Source organism: Knoellia tibetensis (genome assembly GCF_048606415.1).
Taxonomy (GTDB): domain Bacteria; phylum Actinomycetota; class Actinomycetes; order Actinomycetales; family Dermatophilaceae; genus Knoellia; species Knoellia tibetensis.
In genome coordinates this window covers 1,017,975-1,038,854 of the sequence record NZ_JBMBWF010000001.1, presented here as the reverse complement: position 1 = coordinate 1,038,854, position 20,880 = coordinate 1,017,975, and the positions used below count along the sequence as shown (strand labels likewise).

21 protein-coding genes are annotated in these 20,880 nt (G+C 71.8%); 18 read left to right on the top strand and 3 right to left on the bottom strand.

Annotation, left to right across the window (positions count from 1 at the left end; translation table 11 throughout):
• Positions 1–173 precede the first annotated feature (173 nt).
• The 5 genes from ACOJV7_RS05025 (at position 174) to ACOJV7_RS05005 (ending at position 4,246) form a co-directional block, all read left to right on the top strand.
• Entirely contained in the window at positions 174–941 is a 768-nt protein-coding gene (locus ACOJV7_RS05025; RefSeq protein WP_420189045.1) for a CpaE-like family protein, read from the top strand.
• Entirely contained in the window at positions 938–2,119 is a 1,182-nt protein-coding gene (locus tag ACOJV7_RS05020; RefSeq protein ID WP_420189044.1) for a TadA family conjugal transfer-associated ATPase, read from the top strand. Before ACOJV7_RS05025 ends, ACOJV7_RS05020 begins: the two co-directional genes overlap by 4 nt.
• Positions 2,116–2,886 carry a type II secretion system F family protein gene (locus ACOJV7_RS05015; RefSeq protein ID WP_420189043.1) on the top strand — a complete coding sequence of 257 codons (771 nt, stop codon included), beginning with the start codon at positions 2,116–2,118 and terminating at the stop codon, positions 2,884–2,886. Before ACOJV7_RS05020 ends, ACOJV7_RS05015 begins: the two co-directional genes overlap by 4 nt.
• Positions 2,883–3,455: a type II secretion system F family protein gene (locus ACOJV7_RS05010; RefSeq protein WP_420189042.1), complete on the top strand. Its 573-nt coding sequence runs from the start codon at positions 2,883–2,885 to the stop codon at positions 3,453–3,455. Before ACOJV7_RS05015 ends, ACOJV7_RS05010 begins: the two co-directional genes overlap by 4 nt.
• Positions 3,456–3,685: 230 nt before the next feature.
• Complete coding sequence (locus ACOJV7_RS05005) at positions 3,686–4,246, top strand: hypothetical protein (protein WP_420189041.1); 561 nt, start codon at positions 3,686–3,688, stop codon at positions 4,244–4,246.
• A 150-nt stretch (positions 4,247–4,396) separates the two neighbouring features.
• Here ACOJV7_RS05005 and ACOJV7_RS05000 read toward each other — a convergent pair whose 3' ends face one another.
• Positions 4,397–4,672 carry a hypothetical protein gene (locus ACOJV7_RS05000; protein WP_420189040.1) on the bottom strand — a complete coding sequence of 92 codons (276 nt, stop codon included), beginning with the start codon at positions 4,670–4,672 and terminating at the stop codon, positions 4,397–4,399.
• Here ACOJV7_RS05000 and ACOJV7_RS04995 point away from each other — a divergent pair.
• The 4 genes from ACOJV7_RS04995 (at position 4,641) to ACOJV7_RS04980 (ending at position 6,136) form a co-directional block, all read left to right on the top strand.
• Positions 4,641–5,075 (top strand): class F sortase, encoded by a 435-nt coding sequence (locus tag ACOJV7_RS04995; RefSeq protein WP_420189039.1) that lies wholly within the window; start codon positions 4,641–4,643, stop codon positions 5,073–5,075. The genes ACOJV7_RS05000 and ACOJV7_RS04995 overlap by 32 nt on opposite strands.
• 163 nt (positions 5,076–5,238) lie before the next feature.
• Positions 5,239–5,409: a DUF4244 domain-containing protein gene (locus ACOJV7_RS04990; protein ID WP_420190373.1), complete on the top strand. Its 171-nt coding sequence runs from the start codon at positions 5,239–5,241 to the stop codon at positions 5,407–5,409.
• A complete protein-coding gene (locus ACOJV7_RS04985) occupies positions 5,406–5,765 on the top strand; it encodes a TadE family type IV pilus minor pilin (protein WP_420189038.1) in 360 nt (119 codons plus the stop codon). Before ACOJV7_RS04990 ends, ACOJV7_RS04985 begins: the two co-directional genes overlap by 4 nt.
• Positions 5,762–6,136, top strand: a complete 375-nt coding sequence (locus ACOJV7_RS04980; RefSeq protein WP_420189037.1) for an Rv3654c family TadE-like protein — start codon at positions 5,762–5,764, stop codon at positions 6,134–6,136. Before ACOJV7_RS04985 ends, ACOJV7_RS04980 begins: the two co-directional genes overlap by 4 nt.
• 178 nt (positions 6,137–6,314) lie before the next feature.
• Here the strand turns inward: ACOJV7_RS04980 and ACOJV7_RS04975 are convergent, their stop codons facing one another.
• Both ACOJV7_RS04975 and ACOJV7_RS04970 read right to left on the bottom strand, forming a co-directional pair.
• Positions 6,315–6,881: a hypothetical protein gene (locus tag ACOJV7_RS04975; protein ID WP_420189036.1), complete on the bottom strand. Its 567-nt coding sequence runs from the start codon at positions 6,879–6,881 to the stop codon at positions 6,315–6,317.
• 70 nt (positions 6,882–6,951) lie between these two features.
• Positions 6,952–9,243, bottom strand: coding sequence for a DEAD/DEAH box helicase (locus ACOJV7_RS04970; RefSeq protein ID WP_420189035.1), 2,292 nt, complete (start codon positions 9,241–9,243; stop codon positions 6,952–6,954).
• 95 nt (positions 9,244–9,338) lie between these two features.
• Between ACOJV7_RS04970 and ACOJV7_RS04965 the strand changes: the two genes are divergently transcribed.
• From ACOJV7_RS04965 to ACOJV7_RS04925, 9 genes are all read left to right on the top strand, one after another.
• A complete protein-coding gene (locus tag ACOJV7_RS04965; protein ID WP_420189034.1) occupies positions 9,339–9,731 on the top strand; it encodes an STAS domain-containing protein in 393 nt (130 codons plus the stop codon).
• Positions 9,732–9,913: 182 nt separating this feature from the next.
• On the top strand, positions 9,914–12,379 hold the full coding sequence (locus tag ACOJV7_RS04960; RefSeq protein ID WP_420189033.1) for a sodium-translocating pyrophosphatase: 2,466 nt from the start codon (positions 9,914–9,916) through the stop codon (positions 12,377–12,379).
• A 600-nt stretch (positions 12,380–12,979) separates the two neighbouring features.
• Entirely contained in the window at positions 12,980–13,609 is a 630-nt protein-coding gene (locus ACOJV7_RS04955; RefSeq protein ID WP_420189032.1) for a hypothetical protein, read from the top strand.
• 145 nt (positions 13,610–13,754) lie between these two features.
• Positions 13,755–14,465 (top strand): AIM24 family protein, encoded by a 711-nt coding sequence (locus tag ACOJV7_RS04950; protein ID WP_420189031.1) that lies wholly within the window; start codon positions 13,755–13,757, stop codon positions 14,463–14,465.
• A 4-nt stretch (positions 14,466–14,469) separates the two neighbouring features.
• A complete protein-coding gene (locus ACOJV7_RS04945; protein ID WP_420189030.1) occupies positions 14,470–15,999 on the top strand; it encodes a DUF7059 domain-containing protein in 1,530 nt (509 codons plus the stop codon).
• Between the two features lie 33 nt (positions 16,000–16,032).
• Entirely contained in the window at positions 16,033–16,302 is a 270-nt protein-coding gene (locus ACOJV7_RS04940) for a hypothetical protein (RefSeq protein WP_420189029.1), read from the top strand.
• 97 nt (positions 16,303–16,399) lie between these two features.
• The gene (locus ACOJV7_RS04935; protein WP_420189028.1) at positions 16,400–17,017 is read left to right on the top strand and encodes a TetR/AcrR family transcriptional regulator; all 618 of its coding nucleotides are present in this window, start codon (positions 16,400–16,402) and stop codon (positions 17,015–17,017) included.
• Positions 17,017–18,753, top strand: a complete 1,737-nt coding sequence (locus ACOJV7_RS04930) for an ABC transporter ATP-binding protein (RefSeq protein ID WP_420189027.1) — start codon at positions 17,017–17,019, stop codon at positions 18,751–18,753. The genes ACOJV7_RS04935 and ACOJV7_RS04930 overlap by 1 nt, the downstream gene beginning before the upstream one ends.
• Entirely contained in the window at positions 18,750–20,747 is a 1,998-nt protein-coding gene (locus ACOJV7_RS04925; protein ID WP_420189026.1) for an ABC transporter ATP-binding protein, read from the top strand. The genes ACOJV7_RS04930 and ACOJV7_RS04925 overlap by 4 nt, the downstream gene beginning before the upstream one ends.
• The last annotated feature ends 133 nt before the right edge of the window (positions 20,748–20,880 follow it).

Below are 20,880 nucleotides of genomic sequence, written 5' to 3'. Positions count from 1 at the left end.
TCCGGCTTCTCCCCCCCGGAGCCTGGCCCACCCGACGGCCCCGGTCCTCCCCCCGACCGGGGCCGTCGCCTTTCCCGGCGGCTCTTGTCCACAGCCCCCGTATGCCGTCCGCTGCGTCCACAGATCGGTGGCCGTGGGTGGTGGTCGGCTGCTCGGGCGGGGAGCGTCGTCGCATGACTTCTTCTTCCACGTCCCCCTCGCCGGCGCGGGCGACCCCCCTCGTGGTGGTGCTGGGGGCGAGCGGCGGGCTCGGCGCGTCGTCGTGGTCGGCGGCGCTCGCCCGCCGGCTGGCGCTGCACCTCGGGTCGTGCGTCCTCATCGACGGGGACGTGCGCGGTGGCGGGCTGGACATGACGTGCGGGACCGAGCACGTGCCGGGGCTGCGGTGGCCCGACCTCGCCCGGCTGCGTGGGCGGACGGCGGGTGCGCGGCTCGTCGCGGCGCTTCCCCGCGGGGAGGTGGCGCTGCTCTCGGCCGGTGGTGACGGGGCGCTCGTTCCGGACGCGGCCGTGCTCGACGTCGTCGACTCGATGCTCGAAGAGGTGCCCGTCGTGCTCGACGGGCGCGCGTTCGCATCCGTGACGCCGGCGCTGGTGGCGCGGGCGGCGGCGGTGCACGTAGTTCTCGGGCTCCGTGCGAGACAGCTGGCGGACGCGGGGGCCGTCCTGGGCTCGGTGCTGAATGTGGTCGGCTCGGACGGGGGTTCGGTGGCTGGTGCGCGGGTGGGCGTCGTGACGCGGGCCAGCCGAGGGCTCTCATCGCAGGTGGCCGAGGTCGTCGAGCACCTCGGTGTCCCTCACCTCGCCCACGTGCGCAACGACGCACGGGTGCGCCGGGACGGCGAGCGCGGCGAGTGGCCCGGGCTGGCCGGCCCCCTGCGCGACACGGCGGACGGCGTCGCCCTCGACCTCGTCGAGGATCTCGACCGCGAGGCGGCATGAGCGAGGGAACGCTGCACTGGCCGGGTGTCGAGGAGGCGATCCGCGATGGGAGGGCCCCGGACGCCGGGGTCATCGCCGAGCTCACCGGCGGAGTCGTCGCGCTCGGCTCGCGCGGTGCTGCCGTCGAGGGCGAGCGGCTGCGTGAGCGGGTGCTGGGCTTCGGCCCGCTCGAGCAGTGGGTGGGCGCGGCCGAGGTGACCGACATCCTCGTCAACGGTGACGGATCTGTGTGGGTCGACCGCGGCAGTGGGGTCGAGGGGACGGGGCAGGTGCTCATGGCGTCCGACGCCCGGGCGCTCGCGACGCGGCTGGCCGGGCTCGCCCGTCGCCGGCTCGACGAGGCTCAGCCCTGGGTCGACGCCGTCCTTCCCGGTGGCGTGCGGCTGCACGCAATCCTCCCGCCCCTGGCCGAGCACGGCACCCACCTCAGCCTGCGACTGGCCCGTCGGCAGCCCGTCGGGGTCGAAGGACTGCGCCGGCTCGGCTCGGTGGGCGGAGAGATGGCCTCGGCACTGTCGAGAATCGTCGCCGCACGCCTGTCGTTCCTCGTGGTCGGTGGCACCGGTGCAGGCAAGACGACCGTGCTGGGTGCCCTGCTCGCCGACTGTGCGCCCGACCAGAGGATCGTCGTCGCCGAGGACGTGCGCGAGCTCGAGCCGTCGCACCCCCACGTCGTCCGGCTCCAGGGCCGGAGCGCCAACGTCGAAGGTGCCGGGGCGGTGACCCTCGTCGACCTCGTGCGACAGGCGCTGCGCATGCGTCCGGACCGGCTCGTCGTGGGCGAGGTGCGAGGCGCCGAGGTGCGCGAGCTGCTCGCGGCGCTCAACACCGGCCACGACGGGGGAACGGGCACCCTTCACGCCAACGGTCTCGACCGGACGCCGGCGCGCATCGAGGCGCTGGGGGCGCTCGCCGGTCTCGACCGCGACGCGGTGCATGCCCAGCTGCGGGGTGCGGTCGACGTCGTCGTCGAGGTGGGCCGCGTGGGTGGTGGACGCGTGGTGCGTGCGATCGGGGTGACCCGCTGGACGGGTTCGGAGGTCGTCATCGACGAGGCGCTGGTGCGGGAGGGGCCACGCGATGGGTGCATCGGAGCGGGGCAGGGGTGGGTGGACGATGTGAGGCGCGGTCCGGGAGCGGATCGACTGGAGGAGATGCTGCGGGAGCGGGGCACATGACCGTCCTCGCTGGTGTGCTTCTCGTTGTCGCGTTCCTCGTGTGGCCCGCGCGGGACCCGCTGACCCGGGCTTCGGTGTCGCGGGCCCCGGTGTCGCGAGCTCTCGGTGCCGGACCGGCGACCGGTCCTGACGGCAGAGCCACAGCGGGAGGTGCGACTGCGTCGACGGGTGACCGGCTGCGACGACTGCTGCGTCGGCAGGTACGCCTCGGCCGAACGCGCCAGCGCTGGGCGGCCGACTTCGCCGAGCTCGCAGCCGTCGGCCTGGACGCAGGGCTTCCCTCGGCTCAGGCGGCCGTGCTGGCCTGCGCCGTCGGCGCCACATCTCGGCCGGAGATGCGGGAGCTCGCCGAGCGGCTCGTCGAGGTCGAAGCCCAAGGGGCAGCCGTCGGCGAGTGCCTCGCGCGATGTGCCGACGACGACCCCGAGCTGCGCTTCCTCGCGGCGTCGTGGCAGCTCACGGATGAGTTCGGGGTGGCGGCCGCCCCAGCGGCCCGAACAGCTGCGGGTGTGCTGCGCGAACGCACCGCAGCCGACGAGCGGCGGACGGTGCTGGCCGCCGGACCGCGCGCGTCGATGTGGCTGCTCACGCTCCTGCCGCTCTCCGGCCCGGCGGTGGCGGTCCTGCTCGGGCTGCCCGTCGCCGAGGTCTACGGTGGCGTCGCCGCGGTGGCCTCGACCGTGACGGGGCTGGTCCTCACCGGTGTCGGCTGGCTGTGGTCGAGACGTCTCCTGCGCCGGGCGGTCCGGCCGGCGCACGTCCGATGATGCTCGTCGCCGCCCTCGGTCTCGTCGTGCTCGCGTTCGTCGTGTGGCCCGCACGTCCCGATGTCGAGGGCTCCCCGGCGGGGGAAGGGCTCCCGGAAGACCCATCTGACGACCCGAGGGCCCGGCGCGAAGCGCCGACCGTCGACGAGGCAGCCGATGCCCTCGTCCTCTGTGCCCTGGCGATGCGCTCCGGACTGGGACCGGTCGAGGCCCTCGAGGCCGTGGCCCGCCGCGTCCCACCCTCGGTCGGGCACGACCTGCGGGTCGTCGCGAGCGCTCACCGCTGGGGTCAGGACTCCCGGACGGCGTGGTCCCACGTCGGCGGCGCCTGGGAGGCGGCGTCGTTCGCGTGGCAGGCCGCGGAACGCTCTGGGGCGGCGCCGGCCGGGGTCGTGCTCGCGGCGGCCGAACGCATGCGACGTCAGGAGACGGCACGGGTCGAGGCGGCCGTCCAGCGCGCCGGGGTGCTGCTCGTCCTGCCGCTCGGGGCCTGCTTCCTCCCCGGCTTCGTCGGCACCACGGTGGTTCCGGTCGTCGTGCACCTCGCGGAGTCGTCACTAGGCACGTGAGGCTACCTGCGGTAGGAACCGAGTGGCCCGGACGGGTTCTGGCCGCTCCATGCGGCCCACGTGCCCTTGGTTACTTCGAGCGATCTGGGCTGCACAGCGGTTTTGGTTGGGGGACAAGCGGTTACGAGGCAGTTGGCAAGGTCAACGAGGACCTCTGTCACGTCAGAACACGCCAGTGGTCCGACGGTCGGTGGGGCTGGTCATGGGACCGGCGAGCGAGGGAGAGCAGCATGTTGGACCTGACCACGATGAGACGGGGACTGGCCGTCACGGGCGTCGCCGCCATGATGAGCCTGGGCTTCGCCGGCGCTGCCGCGGCCGAGACGAACGCGGACAACCCCAATACCCCGGAGTACTGGGAGGAGTACCTCGAGGACAAGGGGTACATGAACGTCGACTGCGAGAAGCTCCACGACGAAGGGCTCGACACCGACGTGTGGGAGTCGGACGGCGACTACGTCCTCGTCGTTCTCAAGGCCGGCTCCGAGCAGAGCAGCGACGGGGACTCGCGCACGCTCCACTGGGACGTCGAGGAGGGTGAAGAGGTCGCCACCGAGGACGGCAAGGACATCTCGCACATCATCGCGTGCACCGGTGAGAAGGAGACGTCGACGCCCACGCCGACCCCGACGATGACGCCCACGCCGCCCCCGCCGGGTGGACCCATCGTCGAGACCGACATCCCGGCCTCCGGCAGCGACACGACGACGCCCGCGATCCTCGGCGGCGCCGCGGTTCTCGCCGGTCTCGGGCTTGCTGCCGGTGCGATGCGCCGCAAGGGCCAGCACTGAGGCACGCGAGCTGACGACGAGCCCCTGAGCCATGGGTGATCACAGGCGGGAGCGGGCGGTGCCGTGGAGCGCCGCCCGCCTCTCGCCTGCCCGCCGCTCGAGCACTGGCATGGGTCTCGTGCTCGTCGCAGCCGGTGTCTTCAGCCTGACTCAGGCGTGCGGGAGCCCCGACGACGTGCCCCCGAGGGCAGCTCCGAGCTCCGCGTCGCCGACCGCGACCGAGACGTCGGCCAGCACGACGTCCACGCCGACACCGTCGGTGACGCCGACGCCGAGTCCCACGCGGACCGTCCGGGCGGTACCCAAGCCGAAGGTGACGGCGAGGCCGAGGCCCAAGCCGACTCCCAGACCGACGGCCGCCGCGAAGCCGAGGCGCGCTCCGGCGATGGGGCCGATGTCGCTGTCTGCGCCGTCGATCGGGGTCAAGGGCTCGCTGCGTCGGATCGAGGCGCGCAACGGCGTGGTCAACCCGCCCTCCGGGCGGATCACCTGGGTGAGCGGCTACGGGCGCGTGCGGCCCGGTGAGGTCGGCACCGCCGTGATCGCCGGCCACGTCGCCAACGGCGGGCGGCCGGACGTCTTCTACCGGCTGCAGCAGATCGACCGAGGTGACAAGGTCACGGTCTACGACTCCGACGGCAGGCCGGTCGTCTACACCGTCACCTCGACCCGTGTCGCCACGAAGTCCTCGGTCAGCCGGGACTCGGCGGTGTGGGGCAGGAACGGCTCGGTCCGTCGCATCGCGCTCATCACCTGCGACGACGACCAGGGCTACCGGGCCGACGGCCATCGCGTGGCCAACTTCGTGGCCATCGCCGAGGCGCGCTGAGCGGTTCCGTCGTCCACAGCGGGGCCGCGGTCCTCCGCGCGTCCACAGGTTCCCCCGCGCCACTGGCACCGTCGTGCCAGCTCCTCACAGACTCGTCGCGAGGTGGGGACAGGCCCCGCCCAGAACGAGGAGCTGGGCTGTGACACAACGTCTTTCGCGCCGCATGGCGCACCTGAGGAAGTCGGCTGAGGCCGGAATGACGACCGCGGAGTATGCCGTCGGCACCCTTGCGGCGTGCGCCTTCGCCGCCGTCCTCATGCTCGTGGTGAAGTCGGGGCCGGTGAAGTCCGCGTTGGCCAAGGTCATCACCGCCGCGCTCGGCACGGGGACGTGACGCGGACCCGTCCCCGTGAGGCCGGCATGGTCACGGCCGAGCTCGCCGTGGCCCTGCCGGCCCTCATCCTCGTCCTCACGCTCGCCCTCGCCGCAGTGGCGTCGGCGACTGACCGCGTGAGGTGCGTGGACGCGGCTCGCACGGGGGCACGCCTGCTCGCCCGTGGCGAGCCGGTGGAGGCGGTCCGGCGTGACGTCGCGAAGCAGGCGCCGGACGACGCGCGCATCGTCCTTGACGTCGGACCCGAGGCGGTTCGCGTCGAGGTCGTCGCCGACCCCCCGCCGCTCCTGCGGCATCTCGGTGTGCGAGCGCGCCCTCGCGGCGTCGCGCACGCGGTTCCGGAGAGTCCGTCGTGAGCCGTCATGGCGAGCGCGGCTCGGGGACTGTCCTCGTCGTCGCGGCTGTGGCTGCCGTGCTGCTTCTCGGTATCGCGGGTCTGCAGGTGGGCGCTGCGGCGAGCGCCGCCCACCGGGCTCGGGCCGCGGCCGACCTGTCGGCCCTCGCAGCGGCCAGTGCCCTTCAGGAGGGAGGCGCCGACCCGTGCGGTCGCGCGGCGCACCTGGCGCGACGCAACTCGGCCCGGGTCGTCGACTGCCTCCTCCGGCCGGACGACTCCGTCCTCGTCCGGGTGACGACCGACCTCGACCTCGCGTGGCCCGGCCTACCGCGCACCGCTGTCGCTTCCGCCCGTGCCGGTCCTGGCGATGCCGGGTCCTCCCAGCCCTGACCGCGCGGCGCCCGTTCGAGCGGCGGCGGGCGTTTGCAAGACACCGGCCGCGCCACACCGGACCGCATGGGCCGGCAGTCGCGAGGAGTGGAGCCCGCGGCTTCCCGACGCCCAAGGCCACACATCGACGACCCCACCCGGGTGGTCCCGGGCGGGGTCGCAGGGTTCGTGGGGGAGATCAGGCGCGAGGCTCGCGCGGCGTCTCCCGGGTCGGCTCGACGTCGGAGCGCTGGACATCGGACCGGTCGGCACCGGACCGGTCGACGTCAGCGCGGTGGAGGCCGGAGCGCTCGGCGTTCTGGGCCTCTGCGATCTCGGCGCGGCGGCGGGCCTCCTCGGTCGAGAGGTGCTGCTCCTCGACCCGGGCGTCGGCATCCCGACGGAGGGCGGCGGTCTCGTGCTCCCGGCGGTCGCGCTCCTCGGCGAGCTGGCGCTCGCGCTGGGCGAACTCCTCCTGCACGCGGCGCTCGTCGTCCACGCGACGCTGCTCGGCGAGGGCTGCCTGCTCCTTGGCCTCGCGGCGGCGGCGCGAGCTACGGCGGATCCCGCCACGCATGAGCGCCCACCCCAGCCAGAAGATCGTGATGACCGCGGCTCCGGTGATGAGCAGGGCGAGCGGCGGCAGGCTGACGGTGCCGTTGAGGACGTCGATGTCGACACCGTCGGTCAGCTGGCGCGTCCCCTCGAAGAGGAGGATGCCGGCAGCGATGGCGAGCAGGACGAGGATGAGTCCGAGGATGATCACGTCTGCGAGGCTAGCGCGGACGAGTGGCCCAGAGTCCCTTCAGCACCATGGGTCCTCGGCGCCACCGACCTCAGGCGGGACGGGACATGAGGACGACGTCGAGCAGCCGCACGGCACGCTCCTTGTCGAGCGGCTCGTTGCCGTTGCCGCACTTGGGGGACTGCACGCACGATGGGCACCCCCTCTCGCACCGGCACCGCGCGATGGCGTCCCTGGTCGCCTCGACCCACTCACCGAATGCCGAGTGCGCCCGCTCCGCGAAGCCCGCACCGCCGGGATAGCCGTCGTAGACCATGATCGTCGGCAGCCCCGTGTCCGGGTGCTGGTCGGTCGACACCCCACCGACGTCCCACCGGTCCGAGGTCGCCACGAGCGGCAGCATGCCGATGGCTGCGTGCTCCGCCGCGTGAGCGGCCCCGGGCACCTGGGCCTCCTCGATTCCCGCGGCCTCGAGCAGGTCGAGCGGCATCGTCCACCAGACACCGCGCGTGACGAGGGAGCGCTCGGGCAGGTCGAGCGGATGGGTGCCGAGGACTTCGCCCGACGGCAGCCGCCGCAGGAACGACGTCACCTGGCTCGTCACCCTCACCGAGCCGTAGCAGACCTCGACCTCGCCCCACTGGTGCGTGCGCTGCGCCCCGAGGATCTCGAACGAGCTGCGCGACTGCGAGTGCGTGCTCCAGCCCGGGTCGCCACGCACCACGGTCGCCGTCGCCGAGTCGAGGTCGAGCTCGGTCACGACGAAGGGGTCGCCCTGGTGCACGTGCACGGCGCCCGTGTGGACCTGCGAGTGCGCCGACGCCTCGTCGATCGTGCCGAGCACCCGGCCGCTGCGGCGCTCGACGATCGAGACCACCTCGGTCGTGCCGCGCAGGTTGACGTGGTCGCCGGGGCGGTCGTCCCGGGCCCAGAACCACCCCGTCGGGCGACGCCGCAGGATCCCCCGCTCGACCAGCAGGTCGACGACACCGCGGGCGCCGGTGCCGAACATCGGCAGGTCCGCCTCGGTGAGCGGCAGCTCGTGCGCCGCCGCAGCCAGGTGCGGGGCGAGGACGTGCGGGTTGGCCGGGTCCATGACCGTGGACTCGACGGGCACCCCGAAGATCGCCTCGGGGTGGGCGAGGAGGTAGGTGTCGAGTGGGTCGTCGGCCGCGATGAACATCGCCAGCGACTCACGTCCCGACCGCCCGGCGCGCCCGGCCTGCTGCCAGACGCTGGCGCGGCGACCCGGCCACCCGGCCATGAGCACCGCGTCGAGCCCGCTGATGTCGACCCCGAGCTCGAGCGCGTTGGTCGCCGCGAGCCCGCGGAGGTCACCCTCGCGCAGGGCGCGCTCGAGCTCCCGTCGCTCCTGGGGGAGATAGCCACCCCTGTATGCCGCGACCGTCGCCTCGGGCGTCCCTCCGACCTGTCCGAGCCGGCGTCGCGCCGACCACGCGAGGGCCTCGACCCCGGCCCGGCTCCTCGCGAACGCCAGTGTCTGCACGTCCCTGTCGACGAGCTCTGCGAGGAGCTCGGCAGCCTCGGTCGTGGCGGACCTTCGCGCCTCGTCGACCGTCGGCGGCTCCCACAGGGCGAAGGTGAGCGCCTCGCGAGGTGACCCGTCGACCTCGACGGGAGTGACCGGCATACCGATGAGGCGGGACGCGTGTGCGGCAGGTGAGCTCACGGTCGCGGAGGCGAGGACGAAGGTCGGCTGCGAGCGGTAGCGGCCGGCCACGCGACGCAGGCGGCGTAGCACCGACGCGACGTGCGAGCCGAAGACGCCGCGGTAGATGTGGCACTCGTCGACGACGACGTGCGACAGGGCCCGGAGGAACGGGGACCAGTGCTGGTGGCCCGGCAGGAGCGAGTGGTGGAGCAGGTCCGGGTTGGTGAGCACGACGTTGGCGTGCTCGCGGATCCAGCGCCGCTCGTCGACGGGGGTGTCGCCGTCGTAGGTCGCGGCGCGCACCCCTGGGATGGCGAGCGCCTCGATCCTGGCGAGCTGGTCGGCGGCCAGCGCCTTGGTGGGCGCGACGTAGAGGACGGTCGCCCCCCGACCGGTGGGCGCGGTGAGTCCGTCGACGACAGCGGACAGGGCCGGAACGAGGTAGCCGAGGCTCTTGCCCGACGCGGTGCCGGTCGACAGGACGACGTGCGACCCGGCGTGCGCGAGATCCATCGCCTCCCGCTGGTGCGACCACGGACGCGCGATGCCGCTTCCCGTGAGGCTGGCGAGGACAGGAGGTGCCACCCAGTCGGGCCAGTCGGCCATCTGAGCAGGTCGGGCGGGGAGGTGCTCGACATGGCGCAACCGAGCACCGCGGTCCCCGGCCGCGAGTGCGGCGAGAATCGCAGTGGGCTCGGCAGATGGCGACATGGGGGTTACGGTAATGCCGTGCACGGACACCGCTGCCCGATCGATGGGTCGCGCTCGGGCGCGGCCACCGGAGTTCCCGGGCATCGACTGGCGGAGTGAACAAGGAGCAGGACGAAGTGAAGCTGAGTGTCTCGATGACCGAGCGCGATGACGTCGTCATCGTCACGGTCGCAGGTGAGGTCGACGTCTACACCGCACCGCAGCTGCGGTCTGCCCTCGAGGAACGCATCGCCGCGGGTCAGAACAAGGTCGTCGTCGACCTGGAGGGCGTCGGGTTCATCGACTCGACCGGGCTCGGCGTGCTCGTCGGGCAGCTCAAGGCCCTGCGCAAGGTCGACGGGACGCTGCGCATCGTGTGCTCGGACGAGCGCATCCTGCGGCTCCTGGCCATCACCGGTCTCGACCAGATCCTTCCGCTGCACGACTCGGTCGACGCCGCCCTCGCAGTCGTCGACGAAGGGGTCGCGGAGCCCGGCGTCTCGGCCTGACCTCGGGGTTCGTCCCGAAGGAGCGTCCGGAGTGGTCCGGGCGAGGGTCACGGCGTGAGAGCAGTCACAACGGGGTCCCGCCCCTTCTTGTGACTTGAGTCACCGGGTAAGGTCCACCCCGCGCCTGCCTGTGGGCATACGGTCCCGGGCCTCGACGGCGCGCACCCGTCAAGGAGGATGGAATGGCTGCACTCGCGCTCGCACCTGCCGAGGCGAGTTCCACGCTGGACCTCACCGGATCGAACGTCACGCTCGTCGTGGGGGTCGCGGTCATCGCCGTGATCGCCCTCGCCATGGGTTTCGTCTTCCGGCAGCAGGTCCTTCGTGCGGACACTGGAACCGACAAGATGCGCGAGATCGGCGCAGCGGTCGAGGAGGGGGCTGCGGCCTACCTCACGCGACAGTTCAAGACGCTGAGCATCTTCGTCGTGCTCGTCTTCGGGCTGCTGCTCCTCCTCCCCGCCCCCGACTGGGGCGTGAAGCTGGGTCGTTCCGGCTTCTTCGTCGTCGGCGCGCTCTTCTCGGCCTCGATCGGCTACCTCGGCATGAAGCTCGCCACCAAGGCCAACGTCCGCGTCGCCGCAGCCGCGCGCGGTGAGAACGGTCGCGACGAGGGCATGCGCATCGCCTTCCGCACCGGTGGCACCGTCGGCATGGCGACCGTCGGGCTCGGCCTGCTCGGCGCCTCGGTCGTCGTCCTCCTCTACAAGGCGGAGGCGCCCAAGGTGCTCGAGGGCTTCGGCTTCGGCGCCGCCCTCCTCGCCATGTTCATGCGTGTCGGTGGCGGCATCTTCACCAAGGCCGCCGACGTCGGCGCCGACCTCGTCGGCAAGGTCGAGGCCGGCATCCCCGAGGACGACCCGCGCAACGCCGCGACGATCGCCGACAACGTCGGTGACAACGTCGGCGACTGCGCCGGCATGGCCGCCGACCTCTTCGAGTCGTATGCCGTGATGCTCGTCGCCGCTCTCATCCTCGGCTCCGTGGCGTTCGGCTCCTACGGCCTCGTCTTCCCGCTGCTCGTGCCGGCGATCGGTGCGATCACCGCCCTCATCGGCGTGTTCATCACCAAGGCGCGGGGCACCCAGAACGCGCTCGACGCCATCAACCAGGGCTTCTACATCTCCGCCGCCATCGCCGCCGTCCTCTCGGCCGTCGCCGCCTGGCTCTACCTCCCGGCGACGTTCGCCGAGCTCGGCTCGCGCGACGAGGCGATCGGCGCCCTCGAGGGCAACCCCCGGATCACCGCGATCCTCGCGGTCATCATCGGCATCGTTCTCGCGGCGATCATCCTCTGGCTCACCGGCTACTTCACCGGCACCGACAAGCGCCCGACCAAGGACGTCGCCCGCACCTCGCTCACGGGCGCCGCGACCGTCGTCCTGTCGGGCATCGGGGTCGGTCTCGAGTCGGCCGTCTACACCGCGGCGATCATCGGTGGCGCGGTCTACCTCGCCTTCCTCCTCGGTGGCGGCTCGGTGGCGCTCTCGCTCTTCCTCATCGCGCTCGCCGGCTGTGGCCTGCTCACGACCGTCGGCGTCATCGTCGCCATGGACACGTTCGGCCCGGTCTCCGACAACGCGCAGGGCATCGCCGAGATGTCGGGTGACGTCGACGAGGAGGCTGCGCAGATCCTCACCGAGCTCGACGCGGTCGGCAACACGACCAAGGCGATCACCAAGGGCATCGCGATCGCGACGGCCGTCCTCGCGGCGACCGCGCTCTTCGGGTCCTACACCGACGCCTGGCAGTCGGCGATCGGCGACATCGACGCGAGCAAGCTCGACCAGGGCCAGATCGAGGCCGGCAACAAGGTCATCCAGGACGCCCAGGCGCTCGTGACCAACCCGTCGACCCTCGTCGGCCTCCTCCTCGGTGCGGCCGTCGTCTTCCTCTTCTCGGGGCTGGCCATCAACGCGGTGACGCGGGCGGCCGGTGCCATCGTCTTCGAGGTGCGTCGCCAGTTCCGCGACATTCCCGGGATCATGGAGGGCACGACCAAGCCGGAGTACGGCAAGGTCGTCGACATCTGCACCAAGGACTCGCTGCGCGAGCTCGCCACTCCCGGTCTGCTCGCGGCGCTCACGCCGGTCATCGTCGGCTTCGGCCTGGGCATCGGCGCGCTCGCCGGCTTCCTCGCCGGCGCGATCGGCACCGGCTGCCTCATGGCCGTCTTCCTCGCGAACTCGGGCGGCGCCTGGGACAACGCGAAGAAGATCGTCGAGGACGGGCACCACGGCGGCAAGGGCTCCGAGGCCCACGCGGCCACCGTCATCGGCGACACCGTCGGTGACCCGTTCAAGGACACCGCCGGCCCGGCGATCAACCCGCTCATCAAGGTCATGAACCTCGTCGCGGTGCTCATCGCCCCGGCGATCGTGCTCCTGTCGGTGGGCGAGGACGCCAGCGCCCCGATCCGCTACGGCATCGCCGGCGTCGCGTTCGTCATCGTCGTCACGGCCGTCGCGATCTCGAAGCGTCGCGACCTCGCCATCGGCGGGGACGACGACGTCGAGGGTGCGCGCGAGCTCGACGCCTCCGCGCCCGACGCCGGTGCGGCCACCGAGCCGGGCGAGGTCGTCGAGGAGTCGCTCGAGGGCGACGTTCGCAACGACGACGACCCGGTCGAGGTGCCCGTCCAGCGCTGACGCGCCCCGGCATACGGCATGCACTGAGCGGCGGCCGGCCCACCCGACAGGGTGAGCCGGCCGCCGTTGTATGCCGTGTGCCCACCTCCCCGCCGGTCGCGCCAGCGGCGCAGACCGTGACGACCGGCGCATCGATTGCTGCGCCCGTCGTCACGCTCAGCGCCGGTGGCGACGGACGCTCGGTACCTGTGGATGAGCGCCCGGTGCAGCGCGGTGAACCTGCCACGCTCTGATGATGTTCGAGTCGCGGCCGGAGCCCTTCGACCCCACCACGCTCAGGCTTGCCTCCGACGTCCGCAGGCGGGCCGGAGCACTTGCCAGACCGACGAGGGCGGCGGTCGCAGGCTCTGGGTGCCGGTACGTCATGGTGTCGTGGCTCCGGCTGACACGTGGGCGGGTCTCAACCTCGAGCAGCGGCATGCGGCATTCGTCCATGCCACTGCGCTCCGCATGTCAGGCGATGAGTCCGTGTTCTCCCACTCCTCGGCCGCCGCGATCTGGGGGTTGCCTCGAGTCACTCGGTGGCCGCGCTTCGTCGAGGTCACGAGCCCCGGGCGGAGAGTCCGCTCGCCCGGCCTCATTCGCCGCCACGCCCTGCCATTGGGAGACACGACCGTCGCAACGGGACTCGCCGTCACCCCGGTCGCCCGGACTCTCGTGGATCTGGCGCGCACCGAGGAGCTCCAGGATTCCGTGGCCGCGTGCGACCACGCGCTGCACCATCGGCTGTGCACGTGGGGCGACCTGCTGCACGAGGTAGCCGGGCTCGAGCCAGGAGCGCGCGGGCGAGCTCGCGCCCAGCTCGCCGTCGACCTCGCGGACTCGCGTTCGATGTCGGTGGGTGAGTCACTGTCGCGCGTCCAGATGTTCCGGCTCAACCTTCCGAGGCCGCGCCTGCAGGTCAGGGTCGAGGACGCCGCGGGACTTGTCGGCTACTGCGACTTCGGTTGGGAGGGCGTCATGGGCGAGTTCGACGGGCGCAAGAAGTACGGACTGGTTGCGGGCATGGACCTCCGAGAGGCGGAGCGGGTCCTCTGGCGGGAGAAGCAGCGTGAGGACCGGATCCGAGCACGAGGACGCCGCATGGCGCGGTGGGTCTGGGCCGATGCCGTGCGTCCCCAGCAGATGGCGCGGATTCTCGCCGGCCAGGGCATTCGGCCCCAGGCGAGGAACAGTTGGTTCGCGGACGAGATGTCCGCCCGTCACCCCCGGAGTCCGGGAGCGGCGTGAGGACTGCGCCGGTCGCGCCACCGGCGCACAACGTGACGAGCGGCGTCGACATGGCTGCGCCGGTCGTCACGGACTGCGCCGTTGGTCACGGACTGCGCCGTTGGTGGCGCGGGAGCGAACGAGGGGCGGCTCTAGGCTGGGGCGCATGCGTTCCCCGCTCTTCGACCAGGCGAACCTCGAGCTCCAGTCCGAGCAGCCCTTCGCCCTCCAGAACCCCCAGCTGCTGCGCGTCCGCCTCGGCGGTGACGTGCTCGCCACCAAGGGCGCGATGGTCGCCTACCAGGGCCACCTGCGCTTCGACCATGAGAAGGCCGGCAGCATGGGCAAGCTCTTCAAGAAGGTCGTCACCGGCGAGGACGTCAGCCTCATGCGCGTGTCCGGCGACGGCGAGGTCTTCTTCGCGAGCGAGGCAGGGTTCGTCCACCTCATCGAGCTCACCGGCGACGGGCTGAGCCTCAACGCCCGCAACCTGCTCGCCTTCGACAGCCAGATCGCGTGGGACATCAAGCGCGTCCAGGGCGCCGGGATGATGAGCGGCGGCCTCTTCAACACCACGCTGCAGGGCCAGGGCACGGTCGCCATCCACACGATGGGCCAGCCGGTCATCCTCGACTGCAGCCAGCAGCCGACCTACGTCGACGTGCAGGCCTGCGTCGGCTGGTCGCTCGGCCTCACACCGCAGATCACCTCGAGCATGAACATGCGCTCCATGCTCCGCGGCGGCAGCGGCGAGGCCTTCCAGTACGCCTTCCACGGCCAGGGCTTCGTCATCGTCCAGCCGAGCGAGTGGGTGCCACCATCCGGCTCCAGCGGCGGAGGCGGCGGCGGCATGCTCGGCAGCCTCCTCGACGGCTGAGCCGATGACCGCACCCGTCCCGCACGTCGACGAGCAGCTCGTCGCCCGCCTCCGCGACGACCTCACCACGGCCGACTTCACGGTCACCGGCACCTCAGCCATCCTCGGCCCGCTCGCCTCGGCCGCCCTCGGCCGCGAGCAGTCGCTGCCCGCCCGGCGGATCGCCGGCGCCTCGGACGCCCCGGCTGCGACCCTCATCCGGCTCTTCACGCTCGGCGACCCGGTCGACGTCGCCGAGGTCGAGCGCGCGCTCCCGACCCTGCGGCTCCAGGGCGCCGTCGAGCTCGGGCTCGTCGTCGAGGAGGGTGACGGCGTCGTCGCCCGGTGCGACGTGCGCCCCTACGCCTCCGACGACCGGCACTGGTGGGTCGCCTCCGACCTCGCCGAGGTCGCGACGGGAACGCCCGTGCGCGAGGACCACGTCCTCGGCATCGGCGGGGCCTCGACGACGCTGGCGCAGTGGACGATCCGCCGCCCCGTGCGGACCGCCCTCGACCTGGGCACCGGGTGCGGGGTCCAGGCCCTGCACCTCGGCCACCACGCCGACGACATCGTCGTCACCGACCTCTCCGAACGGGCCCTCGCCTACGCCCGCTTCAACGCCGCGCTCAACGACTGCGAGTGGGACGTGCGCTCGGGCTCGATGCTCGAACCCGTCGCTGGCGAGCGCTTCGACCTCGTCGTGAGCAACCCGCCCTTCGTCATCACACCGCGCTCGGGGGACGTGCCGCTCTTCGAGTACCGCGACGGGGGAGCCGCCGGGGACGCCGTCGTCGCCGGCCTCGTCCGCTCCGTCGGCGAGCACCTCGTGCCCGGGGGAGTCGCACAGTTCCTGGGCAACTGGGAGGTGCCGGCCGGCTCGACGTGGACCGAACGCGTGGGTGCGTGGCTCGAGGGCACCGGACTCGATGCCTGGGTCGTGCAGCGCGAGGTCCAGGACCCGGCGGAGTACGCCGAGACCTGGTCGCGCGACAGTGGTCATCACGCCGGGACCGCGGACTTCGACGCGATGTATGCCGCGTGGCTCGACGACTTCGCGTCTCGCGACGTCGAGTCGATCGGCTTCGGCGTCATCACGCTGCACCGACCCGAGACGGACCGGGCGCCGTTCGTCGACCTCATGGACGAGCGCGGCCCTGTCCCGCCGGCCATGGGTGACGTCGCCCAGGTCGGTCTCGAGTCCAGGGTGTGGCTCGCCGAGCACTCCGACGACGAGGTCCTCGACGTCGGGTGGCGGGCGACCCCCGACGTCACGGAGGAACGGCACACCCTGCCCGGCGCCTCCGACCCGTCGGTGATCGTCGCCCGGCAGGGCGGGGGGCTGGGACGGGTCATCCGGCTCACGACGGTCACCGCGGCATACCTCTCCGTCGCGGACGGTGAGCTCACGCCGAGGCAGGCGGTGGGCGCGATCGCCGGGATCCTCGACCTCGACGCCGGCGAGACCGAGCGGGAGGTCGTGGCGTTCGTGCGCGACGCGGCCAAGGACGGCCTCCTGATGAGGCCGGAGGCAGAGGGCGGGTCGCAGACCTGACGTCGTGGCCGAACTGCGCCTAGGTTGGACGGCATGACCCACCACGACGACCCCAGCGAGCACGAGACCACTGACGACCAGGGCGGCACCGTCTCGGAGGCGGGGTCGAGCAGCCTCAACCCGGACGCGGCCCTCGGCGGCGCCGACGGCGTGCCCGACACCCCCGACGTCAACGACGCGCTCGACGGCGGGCGCACCGACGCGAGTGTCGCCGGCTCCGGTGACGAGGCCGGTTCGAGCGGGGAGACCTCCGTCGCCAACCCCGACGACGAGGACGACCAGAGCACTCCGGCCGCACTCTGAAGTGAGTGGCGGCCCCGTCACACCCGATGTGGATGCCACCCTGAGCACGGAGGAGAGCCAGTTGTGAGTGAGTGCTCACTCACTCATACTTGAGCACGTGACCCCCCGTGCCCCGGCCATGACCCCCGACGACCGTCGGGCCTCGATCATCGCCGCGACCCTGCCGCTCCTGCGCGAGAAGGGCCGCGCCGTGAGCACCAAGGAGATCGCCAAGGCCGCCGGGATCGCCGAGGGGACGATCTTCCGCGTCTTCGAGAGCAAGGACGCCCTCCTCGAGGCGACGGTCCACGGCGCCTTCGACAACACCGCGCTGCTCGTCGAGCTCGCCGACGTCGACCGAGAGCTGCCCCTGCCCGAGCGGCTCGCCGCGGCCGTCACGCTCATGCAGGCCCACCTGCGCGGCGTCTTCGCCCTCATGACCGTCCTCGCCTCCACGGGGCAGCCGATGCGGCCCCCGAAGCACGACGACGCGGCCCACCGCCGTCGTGAGGAGGCGACGGCCGAGCTCGACCGGGCCTTCGTCGACCTCATCGGCGACGACGTCGACCAGCTTCGCGTGAGCCCGACGACCTTCATCGGCTACCTGCGGATGCTCACCCTCTCGAGCGTCCATCCCATGCTCGGCGGCGAGGCCACCTCCGCCGACGACCTGGTCGACGTCCTCCTCGAGGGCGCTCGGCAACGACCCACCTCCACCCGGAAGAAGAAGGCTTAGTGCTGCTCCGACTCCTGCGTGACCACCTGCGACCCTTCCGCGGGCCGCTCGTGGTGCTCGTCCTGCTCCAGCTCGCGGGGACGATCGCCTCGCTCTACCTCCCCAGCCTCAACGGCAGGATCATCGACGACGGGGTCGCCAAGGGCGACACCGGCTTCATCCTCGAGGCCGGCGCGTGGATGCTCGGGGTCTCCCTCGTCCAGATCGCGGCAACGGTCGCGGCGACCTACCTCGGCGCCCGGACCGCGGCCGGCGTCGGGCGTGACCTGCGGGCCGGGGTCTTCGCCCGGGTCGGCGACTTCTCGGCGCAGGAGGTGTCGCGCTTCGGTGCGCCGACGCTCATCTCGCGCAACACCAACGACGTCACCCAGGTCCAGACCGTCGTCTTCATGGGCGCGGCGATGATGGTCTCCGCGCCGATCATGATGGTCGGAGGCATCGTCATGGCGCTGCGCGAGGACGTCGGGCTCTCGTGGCTCGTCGCGGTCGCCGTGCCCCTGCTCGCCCTCTGCGTCTCGCTCGTCATCCGGCGGATGATCCCGAACTTCCGGCTCATGCAGGAGTCCGTCGACTGGGTCAACCGCGTGCTGCGCGAGCAGATCACCGGCATCCGCGTCGTGCGCGCCTTCGTCCGCGAGGACCACGAGCGCGCCAGGTTCGCCGAGGCCAACACGCAGTACACCGACACCGCCCTCGCCGTGGGCCGGCTCCAGGCGCTCGTCTTCCCCATCGTCATGTTCATCTTCAACGTGTCGACCGTGGCGGTGCTCTGGTTCGGCGCCCACCGGGTCGACGACGGCAACATGCAGGTCGGCGCCCTCACCGCGTTCATGTCCTACCTCATGCAGATCCTCATGTCGGTGATGATGGCGACCTTCATGTCGATGATGATCCCGCGCGCCACGGTCTCGGCCGGACGCATCACCGAGGTCCTCGACACCGGTTCCACGGTCGTCCAGCCGATCCAGCCGGTGGCGGTCCCCGCGGGGGGCACGACGGTCGAGCTGCGCGACGTCGAGTTCGCCTACCCCGGCGCGGATGTGCCTGTGCTGCAGCGGGTCTCGCTTCTCGCCGAGCCGGGACGCACCACCGCGATCATCGGCAGCACCGGCTCCGGCAAGTCGACCCTGCTCTCGCTCATCCCGCGTCTCTACGACGTCACCGACGGCGCCGTCCTGCTCGGCGGGGTCGACGTGCGCGACGCGACCCTCGAGGACGTGTGGTCCCGCATCGGCCTCGTCCCCCAGAAGCCCTACCTCTTCACCGGCAGCGTCGCCTCGAACCTGCGTTACGGCGACGCCGACGCGACCGACGACGAGCTGTGGGAGGCGCTGCGCATCGCCCAGGCCGAGGACTTCGTGCGCGCCATGCCGGACGGCCTCGAGAGCGCCATCGCCCAGGGCGGCACCAACGTCTCGGGTGGCCAGCGCCAGCGGCTCGCCATCGCCCGGGCCCTCGTCGCCAAGCCCGACGTCTTCCTCTTCGACGACAGCTTCTCGGCGCTCGACCTCTCGACCGACGCGAGGCTGCGCGAGGCACTCAAACCCGTGACACGGCATACGACGGTGATCGTCGTCGCACAGCGGGTCTCGACGATCCTCGACGCCGACTCGATCATCGTGCTCGAGAACGGCGCCGTCGTCGGCTCCGGGACCCACGACGAGCTCCTGGAGTCGTGCCCGACCTACGTCGAGATCGTCGAGAGCCAGCGCAGCGCAGAGGAGGCGGCAGCATGAGCACCGATCGCATCCTCACCGAGGAGGAGAAGGCCGCCGAGCAGCGGCGCGGACCCGGCGCCACCCAGCGGGGAGGCCCGCCGCACATGCGGATCGGGCAGCCGGGCGAGAAGTCGACGAACTTCCGCGTCTCCGCCCGTCGCCTGCTCGCGCTGCTGCGCCCCGAGCGTCTTTCCCTGTATGCCGTCCTCGCCTTCGCGCTGGGCAGCGTCGGTCTCAACGCGATCGGCCCGAAGATCCTCGGTCGTGCGACGGACCACATCTTCGCCGGTGTCGTCGGCAAGCAGCTGCCCTCGGAGGGAACCGTCCCGCAGATCGTCGCCGGGCTCCGGGCGCGAGGCCAGGACACGTTCGCCGACCTCGTCGAGGGGATGCCCTACCTCGTCCCCGGTGTCGGCATCGACTTCGGCGCCGTCGGCCGGGTGCTGCTCCTCGTGCTGGGCATCTACGTCGTCGCCAGCCTGCTCCAGTGGGCGATGGGCTGGATCCTCACCGGCGCCGTCAACCGGACGATCTTCGACCTGCGGCGCGACGTCGAGGACAAGCTCAACCGGCTGCCGCTGCCCTACTTCGACAACCAGCCGCGCGGCGAGCTGCTCAGCCGGGTCACCAACGACATCGACAACGTCTCGACCTCGCTCCAGCAGACGCTGAGCCAGCTGCTCACGTCGCTGCTCACCGTCGTCGCGATGGTCGGGATGATGCTGTGGATCTCGCCGCTGCTCGCCCTCATCGCTCTCGTGACGATCCCGGTGACGATGGTCGTCACCGCCGTCATCGGCAAGCGCTCGCAGAAGCACTTCGTCCAGCAGTGGAAGTCGACCGGAGAGCTCAACTCGATCGTCGAGGAGACCTTCACCGGGCACCAGCTCGTCAAGGTCTTCGGTCGTCAGGCGGAGGCCCGCGAAGCCTTCCGCAGCAAGAACGACGACCTCTTCGCGGCGGGCTTCGGTGCGCAGTTCGTCAGCGGCATCATCATGCCGACGATGATGTTCATCGGGAACCTCAACTACGTCGCCATCGCCGTCGTCGGCGGGCTCCGCGTGGCGAGCGGCACGATGACCCTCGGTGACGTGCAGGCCTTCATCCAGTACTCGCGCCAGTTCACCCAACCGCTCACCCAGGTCGCCTCGATGGCCAACCTCATGCAGTCCGGCGTGGCGTCGGCGGAGCGGGTCTTCGAGGTCCTCGACGCGCCCGAGCAACAGGCCGAGGCCGGCACCCCGACCGTGCTCGACGACCCGCACGGGCGCGTCGAGTTCGAGGACGTCTCGTTCTCCTACAGCCCCGACCGGCCGCTCATCGAGCACCTCGACCTCACCGTCGAACCGGGCCAGATGGTCGCCATCGTCGGGCCCACGGGCGCCGGCAAGACGACGCTCGTCAACCTCGTCATGCGGTTCTACGAGCTCGACTCCGGCCGCATCACGCTCGATGGCGTCGACATCACCGAACTGAGCCGCCACAACCTGCGCGGCGAGATCGGCATGGTCCTCCAGGACACGTGGCTCTTCGGTGGGACGATCCGCGACAACATCGCCTACGGTCGCCCGGACGCCACCGACGAGGAGGTCGTGGCCGCGGCCCAGGCGACCTACGTCGACCGGTTCGTCCACTCGCTGCCCGACGGCTACGACACGGTCCTCGACGCCGAGGCGGGCAACATCAGTGCGGGCGAGAAGCAGCTCATCACCATCGCCCGGGCGTTCCTGTCGGACCCCGCGCTGCTCATCCTCGACGAGGCGACCTCGTCGGTGGATACGCGCACCGAACAGCTCGTCCAGCGGGCGATGTCGGCGCTACGGCAGGACCGCACGAGCTTCGTCATCGCGCACCGCCTCTCGACGATCCGCGACGCCGACCTCATCCTCGTCATGGAGGACGGCCGCATCGTCGAGCAGGGCTCGCACGCAGACCTGCTCGCCGCCGGCGGCGCCTTCGCGAGCCTGTATGCCGCGCAGTTCCGTTCCGCTGTCGCCGAACCCGTCGAGTAGCCCACCTTCCATACGCTTGCGTCCGCACTTCTGAGGGTGATGGGCCCCAGAGTTGCGGACGCAAGCGGAGGTGGTGCGCCGACGGCATACGACAACGTCCGCACTTCTGGGGGTCATGGGCCCCAGAAGTGCG

Excerpts from the sequence above, each read along its gene's own strand:
- ACOJV7_RS05005 (WP_420189041.1), top strand. The coding sequence starts at position 3,686 with ATGTTGGACCTGACCACGATGAGACGGGGACTGGCCGTCACGGGCGTC.
- ACOJV7_RS05020 (WP_420189044.1), top strand. The coding sequence starts at position 938 with ATGAGCGAGGGAACGCTGCACTGGCCGGGTGTCGAGGAGGCGATCCGC.
- ACOJV7_RS04995 (WP_420189039.1), top strand. The coding sequence starts at position 4,641 with ATGTCGCTGTCTGCGCCGTCGATCGGGGTCAAGGGCTCGCTGCGTCGG.
- ACOJV7_RS04945 (WP_420189030.1), top strand. The coding sequence starts at position 14,470 with ATGACCGCACCCGTCCCGCACGTCGACGAGCAGCTCGTCGCCCGCCTC.
- ACOJV7_RS04950 (WP_420189031.1), top strand. The coding sequence starts at position 13,755 with ATGCGTTCCCCGCTCTTCGACCAGGCGAACCTCGAGCTCCAGTCCGAG.
- ACOJV7_RS05010 (WP_420189042.1), top strand. The coding sequence starts at position 2,883 with ATGATGCTCGTCGCCGCCCTCGGTCTCGTCGTGCTCGCGTTCGTCGTG.
- ACOJV7_RS04925 (WP_420189026.1), top strand. The coding sequence starts at position 18,750 with ATGAGCACCGATCGCATCCTCACCGAGGAGGAGAAGGCCGCCGAGCAG.
- ACOJV7_RS04990 (WP_420190373.1), top strand. The coding sequence starts at position 5,239 with ATGGCGCACCTGAGGAAGTCGGCTGAGGCCGGAATGACGACCGCGGAG.
- ACOJV7_RS04940 (WP_420189029.1), top strand. The coding sequence starts at position 16,033 with ATGACCCACCACGACGACCCCAGCGAGCACGAGACCACTGACGACCAG.
- ACOJV7_RS04970 (WP_420189035.1), bottom strand. The coding sequence starts at position 9,243 with ATGTCGCCATCTGCCGAGCCCACTGCGATTCTCGCCGCACTCGCGGCC.
- ACOJV7_RS05025 (WP_420189045.1), top strand. The coding sequence starts at position 174 with ATGACTTCTTCTTCCACGTCCCCCTCGCCGGCGCGGGCGACCCCCCTC.
- ACOJV7_RS04960 (WP_420189033.1), top strand. The coding sequence starts at position 9,914 with ATGGCTGCACTCGCGCTCGCACCTGCCGAGGCGAGTTCCACGCTGGAC.
- ACOJV7_RS05015 (WP_420189043.1), top strand. The coding sequence starts at position 2,116 with ATGACCGTCCTCGCTGGTGTGCTTCTCGTTGTCGCGTTCCTCGTGTGG.